The 7,828-nt window shown below is 68.9% G+C and carries 3 protein-coding genes; 2 read left to right on the top strand and 1 reads right to left on the bottom strand.

Annotated features, from left to right (window positions below):
* Positions 1 to 109: 109 nt before the first annotated feature.
* Positions 110 to 1,354 (top strand): type VII secretion-associated serine protease mycosin, encoded by a 1,245-nt coding sequence (mycP, locus tag AVL48_RS01450; RefSeq protein ID WP_074038273.1) that lies wholly within the window; start codon positions 110 to 112, stop codon positions 1,352 to 1,354.
* 130 nt (positions 1,355 to 1,484) lie between these two features.
* Here mycP and eccCa read toward each other — a convergent pair whose 3' ends face one another.
* Positions 1,485 to 5,468 (bottom strand): type VII secretion protein EccCa, encoded by a 3,984-nt coding sequence (gene eccCa, locus AVL48_RS01445; RefSeq protein WP_061988624.1) that lies wholly within the window; start codon positions 5,466 to 5,468, stop codon positions 1,485 to 1,487.
* Positions 5,469 to 5,723: 255 nt separating this feature from the next.
* Here eccCa and AVL48_RS01440 point away from each other — a divergent pair, with 255 nt between their 5' ends.
* A complete protein-coding gene (locus AVL48_RS01440) occupies positions 5,724 to 7,466 on the top strand; it encodes a WXG100 family type VII secretion target (RefSeq protein WP_061988625.1) in 1,743 nt (580 codons plus the stop codon).
* The last annotated feature ends 362 nt before the right edge of the window (positions 7,467 to 7,828 follow it).

Here is a 7,828-nt window from a genome sequence, read left to right as displayed (position 1 = left end):
CTCACGATGGCGGGGTAGAGATTTCGTTGAGTCCGGTTTGCTCGACTGTGTCCTGGACCCGTCCGCCGTCCGGATCGGTGCGGGTGAAGCGGACTCGAGAGGACATCTGATGGGCAACGGGAAGGCGGGACGCCCCGGCGTTCTGGCGATCACGGTGGTCACGGGCCTGCTCTGGGCGTCGTCACCCGCCGCGGCGCAGCAGGCACCCGCTCCGCTGCCGACCGAGCAGAAGGGCTGTCTGCAGGCACCGGAGACGACCGAGGCAGGCGTGCCCTGGGCCCAGCAGCGGATGGCGGTGGACCGGGTCTGGTCGTTGACGAAAGGCGCCGGCGTCACCGTGGGGGTGGTCGACACCGGTGTCGACGGGAATACCCCCCAGCTGTCCGGCGGACGCGTGAAGCCCGGCCTCGATGTCACCACCCCGGAACGCAAGCCGGCGAACGACGACTGCTTCGGGCACGGCACGTTCGTCGCCGGGATCATCGGTGCCGCCGTCCGGCCGGGGACCGGATTCGCCGGGGTCGCGCCCGAGGCCACGATTCTCCCGATCCGGTGCGCGATCACGACCGAGGACGGCTCACCGCCGGTCCTGACCGCGGCCGAAATGGCCAAGGGCATCCGCGCCGCCGTCGACGGCGGCGCCCGGGTGATCAACATTTCGGCCAGCACCGACAACCCGGATCCGGAACTCGCCGAAGCCGTCCGGTACGCCGCCCAGCGCGACGTCGTGGTGGTCGCCTCCGCCGCGAACACCGCCCAGCAAGGGGACCCGATCACTTACCCGGCCTCGTATCCCACCGTCATCGCCGTCGGCGCGATCGACATGCTCGGCAAGAAGGCGGACTTCTCACAGACCGGGAAGTTCCTCTCCCTGGTCGCTCCCGGCGTCGGGGTCACCAGCCTCGGGCCCGGCGGCGCGGGGCACTGGGTGGGCAGCGGCACCAGCTACGCCGCGCCGTTCGTGGCCGGCGTCGCCGCACTCGTGCGCGCCTACCGGCCCCAGTTGTCCGCCGAGCAGGTCAAGCACCGGCTGGAGGCGACCGCGGACCATCCGGCCGCGGCACTGCCCGACGCGCGACTGGGCTGGGGAACGGTCAACGCGATGGCCGCCGTGACGACACTGCTGCCTGAGGAATCCGGCACCGCGGCGCCCGTCGTCGCGGCCGAACCGGCGCCGCTGCCGGTGCCCATCCGTCCGGACGGTCCCGGCGAGGTCGTCGCCGTCGTCGCCACGGTCTCCGTGCCGGTTCTCGCGCTGCTCGGCCTGCTGGTGTTCCGGCTGTGCCTGGGTGCCAAGCGCCGCCGCTGGAAGCGGGCCCGGGTCGTCGAATTCTCCCGCCCCCGCACTCATTGAGTGACGACACTCCGCAGTACATGATGGCCCCCTTCCTTGCGCCTAGCGCAAGGAAGGGGGCCATCATGTACTGCGGAAGAGGCCTTCACACGCTGCGTTGGGTCGACCCTCTCGAGTGAGCCTGTTCTCCCTATGCCCCCGGTGCCGGCCCGCCCTCCACCAGCGGCGTCTGGACCAACCGGACCGATCGGCGCCGATTGATGAACTGCGCGCGCCCCGGCGGAAGTACCCGAGGCTTGAGGTTGCCGAGGAAGGAACCTTCGGTCTTCGGGCAGGACAACAGGAGCGCCGGGGTGCCCAGTTCCCACATGCGCCGGATCGCCGGGTTGCTCATCGACCGGCTCGCCCCCGCGGTGCTGCGCGCGAGGATGATGTGCACGCCGACGTCGGCGGCCTGGGCGAGCACCGGCATCAGGCCCTGCAGCGGACCGGCGCTTCCGGCGGATTCCGACAGTTCGAAGTCGTCGATGATGATGTAGAGCCGTCCACCGGTCCACCAGTCGCGCAACGGGAGCCTGCTCGGGCTGATCTCCGGACCGGGAATGCGCTTCTCGATGACGGAAGCCGCACCTGCGATCGACTTCGTCAGTGCTTCAGCGCCCACGGCGTATTCCAGCTGGTACTCGGCCGGGATCGAATCGCGCAGTTCGCGCCGGAAGTCACCGAACATGACGCGGGCTTCGTCGCTGCTGTGGTGCGCCACGATCGAGCGGGCGATGTGCTTGAGGATGTTGGTCTTGCCCGATTCCGCGTCACCGTAGATCAGCAGGTGGGGCGTGACGTCGAAGTCGTGCCATTCCGGTTCGAGACGCTGGTCTTCGAGACCGAGCGGCATGCGCATCTCCGCCGCGGGGGATGGCGCACGCGGTGCCGGTAGTTCCCGCGCGTGCAGGGTCTGCGGCAGGAGCCGGACCTTCGGCGCGCGCGGCGCTCCAGGCGGTGCCAGCGCTTCGGCGAGTTCCACCGTCGCCTCCGCGAGATCCTCGGTGCGGGAGTCGCCGTCGATCCGGGGGAGTGCGGCGAGGAAGTGCAGCCGGTCCGGGGTGATCCCACGGCCGGGGATCGACGGCACGGTCGCGGCGAACCGGCTGTTGATTTCGGAGTCGACGGGGTCGCCGAGTTTGAGTTCGAACCGCGTGCCCATGACGTCCCGGAGCCACGGCCGCATTTCCGACCACCGGTTGGACGCGACGACGAGGTGGATGCCGAAGCTCAGCCCTCGTGCGGCGAGTTCGGTGAACTTCTCCTCGATTTCCTCGAAGTCCTGGCGGATCGTGTACCAGCCGTCGACCACGAGGAACACGTCGCCGTAGGGATCGAGGTCACGGAAACGGCCCTCGGCGCGGGCCCGGCGGTAACTGACCATCGAATCGACGTTGTGCTCGGCGAAGATGGTCTCCCGCCGCGCCATCAGGTTGGTGATCTCCAGGACCGTGCGAGTGACGCGGTCGCGGTCGAGCCGGTTGGCGATACTGCCGATATGCGGCATCGCCGCGAGCGAAGACAGCGTCCCGCCGAAATCCAGGCAGTAGAACTGGACCTGTTCGGCGGTGTGGGTGAGCGCGAGGCCGCAGATCAGCGTGCGCAGCATCGTGCTCTTGCCGCTCTGCGGTCCGCCGACCACCGCCGCGTTGCCCTTGCTGCCCGACAGGTCGGCGATCAGCAGCTCACGCCGTTGCTGCGCGGGCAGGTCGATGAGCCCGACGGGCACGGTCATGTTCGCCGTGTTCAGGTCGCCGACCGGACGCGGGCCGTAGGTCGGGTGGTCCACCAGCGGCGGCAGCAGCTGATCCAGGGTCGCCGACGTCTTCAGCGGTGGCAGCCAGACCTGGTGCGCCCTCGGGCCGATGCCTCGTAGCCTGCCGATCAGCACGTCGATCATGGTCTCGGTGGCTTCGTTGGGCTGGTCCTCTTCGACGGTTTCGGGCTCTGGCGCCACCGGAGGTTCGATGTACCGCTGTCCGAACGCGACGATGTGCTGTTCGACAGCGAGCCCGGTCTGTCGTCGCTTCGGCCGGTAGGGCGCCGAGGAGAACGCGCCCTTGAACCGAACCAGGGTCTGGGTATCCGGCCTGAGGTAGCCGTTGCCAGGGCTGTTGGGGAGTTCGTAGGCGTCCGGGACGCCGATGACGCTGCGGCTCTCCATCGCGGAGAAGGTCCGGAGGCCGATCCGGTAGGAAAGGTGCGTCTCGACCTTGTGGATCCGGCCTTCGTCCAGCCGTTGTGAGGCCAGCAGCAGATGTACCCCGAGGCTGCGGCCGAGCCTGCCGATCATGGCGAAGACGTCGATGAACTCGGGTTTGCTCGAGAGCATCTCGCTGAACTCGTCCACCACGATGAACAGTGCGGGCATCGGCTCGAGCGGCACACCTTGGGCGCGGGCGGCCTCGTAATCCCGCCGGGAGGCGTAGTTGCCGGCCGCGCGCAGGTGTTCCTGACGCCGGTTCATCTCGCCGGTCAGCGCGTCCTGCATGCGGTCGACCAGTTCGAGTTCTTCGGCGAGGTTGGTGATCACCGCCGAGGTGTGCGGCAGCTGGTCGAAACCGAGGAAGGCCGCGCCTCCCTTGAAGTCCACCAGCACGAAGTTGAGGTCTTCCGGCGAATGGGTGGTGGCGAGCGCGAGCACCAGCGTGCGCAGCAGTTCGCTCTTGCCGGAGCCGGTGGCGCCGACGCACAGTCCGTGCGGTCCCATGCCGTCTTCGGCGGATTCCTTGATGTCGAGTTCGAGCGGGGAACCCGCTCCGGCGATGCCGATCGGCACGCGTAACCGCCGTTTGCCGGTCATCCGGTCGCGGCGGTACTTCACCGGATCGAAGGTGGCGACGTCGCCGATGCCGAGCAGGGTGGCCAGGTCGTAGTCGACGGCGAGTGGCTCGTCGTCCTCGGAGACCTCGCCGATCCGGAACTGGGCCATCGTCCGGGCGAGTGCGTTCGCGGCGACCTCGCTCATCCGGTCGGGACGGCAGAGCCGGGCGGTCTGCTGCTTGCCGACCCGGTCGAACGACACCGTCCGGACCTCGTCCGCGTCGACCTCCAGGAACAACGCCCCGGCCCGTTGCCGCCAGGGCAACGAGCCCGAGACATCCAGGACCACGGTGTTGCGGTAGCCCTCGTCGGCGACCCGATGGTCGGCCGGCACCGAAATCCCGTCGAGTACGAGGACGACGAACGGCTCCGACGCGGTGATCGGCGTGTCGGCCTCGAACCGCGGCCGCCCGGTGAACGAGGGCCCGCCGAGCAGGAGTTCGGCCTGCGTGATGTCGTCGGCGGCGAGCCGGCGCGCTCCGGCGGCATCGCGGCTTTCGGTGTCCTGGTGGTGGGGGAGCCACTTCAGCCAGTCCCACCGGTCCAGATGCTCTTCGGAGGCGCAGACCGCGACCCGGACGTCACCGGGGGCGTGCGCGGTGACCAGCTGGGCGAGGATCGCCCGCGTCAGGCCGAGGACGGCGTCGTCGTCGCCGGAGAACTGGATCTGCCCGAAACCCCGCAGGTAGACCGCGATCGGCGCGTCCGGGAGCGTGTTGTAGGCGCGCATGAACCGGCGCAGGGCGTGTGCGGTGAGCGGTTCGAGGTCTTCGATCGGCTGGCTGTTCGGGGGGACCAGCTTGAAGGTCGAGCGCTGAGTGCCCAGGCCGAGCCTGATCTCGCCGAAGTCGTCGTGGGCGGGGCGCCGTTCCCAAAGGCGGTAACCCAGTGCCATCGACCACAGCGCGTGCGGGTCCGGGTGGATCCAGCGGGCGGCCTTCCGCTGCGCGCCCAGCGCGTCGCGGGCCTGTTTGCGCAGTTGGCCGAGATAGCGGATGTAATCGCGCCGGTGGCCGTTCAGCTTCTGCTTGTGGGTGACCGAGTTCCGCACCATCTGCGTGATGAGCATGCCGAGCGCCGACAGCACCATGAGGCCACCGCCGATGTAGGCGAAGGCGCCGGCGCCGGGACGGACGAACATCATCACCATGGCGAGTGAACCGAGTGCCATGGGCGCGTACATCAGGACGCTGCTGATGCCGCCGCCGGTGTTCTCGGGCACGCCGGGTGGCGGCTGGAGCTCGGTTTCGATCTCGGGGGCGGGCGGTTTGGGCCGTCGCGCGCGCCGGGCGAACAGCGTGGTGCTCACAGGCTCTCCCTTGGTGAGTGGTTCTCCCCGTTTTCGGGGATCTCGGTCCGGCTTGGCCGCCCGCGGTGCGGCCGGGCTTAGCTTGGATGCCGGGACGAGGGCCTGGACCTGGAAGAAAGGGCCTGTCACCTGAGGTAGAGCGAACACAGCATCGCACAAAGAACGCGGCGAAGCTACCGTCCATTTCGGACGGTGAGAACAAACCGGCCGGAGGCTCCGGCCGGCCTGGTACACGTGCTGAACAGGGGCTGATCCGTGACGGCGTCCGAACCGGTACCGATCGTGGACCCGGAGATCGAAGTGCTGACCTTCGAGCAGCTTGTCCAGCTGGTCAACGAGGTCAGCCCGGACTCCTACTACGAGCGGGCGCAGGCTTTCGACACGGCGACAGCACGGTTGGAACAGATCCAGGACGACCTGGCGCGCGGGACTCGCGAATTGTGGGATGCCTGGCGAGGCGAAGGTGCCGAAGCCTTTGGCGACGACGTCCGGAACGTCAACGCCCTCGGCAACACGGCGATCCAAGCGATGGCCAGTCCCGGTTACGGTGCCACGCTCCGCCGGGCCGGGGACGCTCTCGCGCTCGCGCAGCAACGTATCCGCGACCTGCAGGCGCAAAAACGGGAGGGCGACCTCCCGGCCGCTCGGCAGGTGGTGCACGACCTCGGCGTCGCGTATCAGGAGATCGGAACGGCGATCACTCCGTTCCCCGGTGCCGAGACCGACGTCCCGGTGAACGGTCAGGGCCCGGCGGCGAACGCGTCCGCTCCCGCGGGGGTGACGCCTGCCATGGGCGCCACCCAGCCCTCCGCCGAAGGTCAGCTGGGTCGTCATGGCGGCGGGACGGGGACACCAGGAGGTGCCGGGATCGTGCCTGCCGCAGCCTTGCTGCCGATGGGCGTACCGATGGCGGAAGGGCGGCCGGGTCGGCAGGGCGACGTCTGGGCCGGGTTGCTGGAAGATACGACCCAGGGCACGACCGCCTCGGTGTCGCCTGCGGTCGTGGGGAAGGAAACGCCGGCCGCGCGACCGGCGTCGAGTGGCGAAACCGTCGACGGGCAAGGAAACGGCGCCTACTTCGCGGTACTGGGCCGGACACAAGGGGTGCAGGCCGGGCTTCGGAACACCGAGTCGAAGAAGGACAAGCGAAAGGATTCGTGCCGGGACGAAAGCGCAACCGCGGAGCAGGACGAGGCGCCGTTGAAGCCTGAGATGCCGAACGCGGACCTCACTTCGCCGGGTGCTTCGGCGCGCGCGGAGACCACCTTCGACGCGGATCTTCCGGAGCGCACCGCGGAGCCGGCCCCGTCGGTGGCGACCGTGTCCGCGACCGACGCTTCGTCCACGGCTCCTGCGAGTCACGAACCGGTCCATGCCAAGGGTCCGGCTTCCGAGCTTCCTCCGCCTCCGGCCACCACTCCCGTTTCCGAGACAGCGTCTTCGCCGTCTGGAACCGCCGCACCGGCGGAGGTCCTCAAGGCACCTCCGCTACCGCACGGCTCCGGCGCCGGTCTTCCCAACAACGCCACTCCGGCATCGCTGGGCGTTCCGATGCAACCGGCCGTCACGCCGGTCGCGGGGGAGACTTCCTTGCCGAGCGCGTTGCCCGCTTCACCGGCGTTCCGGCCCGCCGGCGGGTTCGACGCCAGTTCCACCCCCGGGCTTCCTCCGGTGGTTCCCGGCGGGACCGGTTCGCCCCGGGTTCCCGGGGAGGCCATGCACGGCACCGGTGGCGGTTTCATGTCGCCGATGCTCGGGGGCGGCGCGGTCGGCGGAGGCCAGGACACGGAGAACGAACGGCAACCGATGGGTCTGCTCGGCGTCGACCCCAAGGTCTGGGACGCCTCCGGCAACGCACCCCAGGTGCTGGGCCGCTCGGCCGCCGCACCGCCGCCGCGGGCACTCGACCTCGACGACGCGAAGAAGAAGGCCATGGAAATGGTGGACTCCGTGCTCGGACGCCCCGATCGGAAAGACGACGATCGAATCGCCGAGTGAGAACGAAGCGATCGCGGAAGTGGCTATCGCGTGTCCGTGAAGGCCTCCTTTCCTACCTTCAGAGTAGGGAAGGAGGCCTTCACGGACATTCGGCAGCCAGACGCGGCAGACCGAGAAGTGGCCGTCGCCTGTCGTGACTTTGTTGGGGCGCAACGATATTCACCGTGCGAGCGCATGTCACCGATCTCGCCGGTGCCTGTCGTCACACTCTGTCGATAATGACTATCGTTGCCAATAACATGGCCATACTTCGATTCGGATGCCGGTGCTCACCGAAGCCATTGTCGAGGAGTGCTGAATCCCGACCTCGACAACGCCGGACTCGACCGGGTGCTCGACCTGCCCGGTGACGGCCATCCGCT

The sequence above is a fragment of the Amycolatopsis regifaucium genome (assembly GCF_001613935.1).
In the GTDB taxonomy this organism is placed as follows: domain Bacteria; phylum Actinomycetota; class Actinomycetes; order Mycobacteriales; family Pseudonocardiaceae; genus Amycolatopsis; species Amycolatopsis regifaucium.
The sequence above is the reverse complement of the archived record's forward strand: the minus strand, read 5'-3'. Positions and strand labels throughout refer to the sequence as shown.